An 810-nucleotide genomic window follows, 5' to 3' on the forward strand; every position below is an offset into this window, starting at 1 on the left:
CGGGCATATTTATCCGGATCGTGCCATGCACCGGTAATGGTGAAAGTGCCATCATCGTTATCAGCGACGCTCACAACACGATACTGCTGCGCGTAGAGTTCGTTTGACTCAACCACCCAGACAGCTTCGGCCTGAGGCGTCTCACTGTACGCGGTGGTTACTGTGACCGATTCCCCGTTAACCGCCTGAATGGTCCTGCTCTGTGACGCTCCGGAGGGAAGGTTGAGGATAAGACGATCACCTGCTGCTGCATCAGCTACACGGTCAAGTTTGATAACGCGACCGTTAACGGCGCTGATGCGACCGCCCATAACCTTTCCGGAAAGCAGCTCGTCTGCCACAGCGATGATATAGCCTGGCTGCGGTATGTTTCCGTCCAGCCCGACATCGAACGAAACAACGCGATCCTTGTTGTTGGTGAGAATACCCCAGCGCCCCTTTCGGTTCGCTTCTGACTGTCTGGTGCAGCCGATGGCTGTCATTTCCAGCTGATTGAAGCCGTACCGAGCCACCAGCGCCTGCTCGAATACGGGTTCCATCGCGTCAGCATAGGCGTTACCCGGATCGGACCATGAAACCAGCGCTGTAGTGTAGCGGGTTTTCGTGGTGCTGCTTGAATAGGTGAAGCGACCGCCAACAACGTTAGCGCGCGTGTAGCTGTAATCCACATCACGGGGCATATCGGCCAGAGCAACGATCTGATCGCCACCCCAGTACGTCATGCCACGGAATATGGCCGCAAAATCACGCAGGACTGTGTAAGCGTCGTTTCGGTCCTGGATGTACACGTTGCAGGTATAGCGTGGTTCT

The 810-nt window shown here is 55.8% G+C and carries 1 protein-coding gene; it reads right to left on the bottom strand.

Features of this window, described 5'->3' with window-relative positions; all coding sequences use genetic code 11:
- A partial coding sequence (locus RE027_RS17870) for a TipJ family phage tail tip protein (RefSeq protein ID WP_368809643.1) occupies window positions 1-788 on the bottom strand: 788 nt, incomplete at its 3' end.
- Window positions 789-810: the final 22 nt, after the last annotated feature.

This window comes from Kocuria sabuli, from assembly GCF_040981185.1.
Taxonomy (GTDB): domain Bacteria; phylum Actinomycetota; class Actinomycetes; order Actinomycetales; family Micrococcaceae; genus Kocuria; species Kocuria sabuli.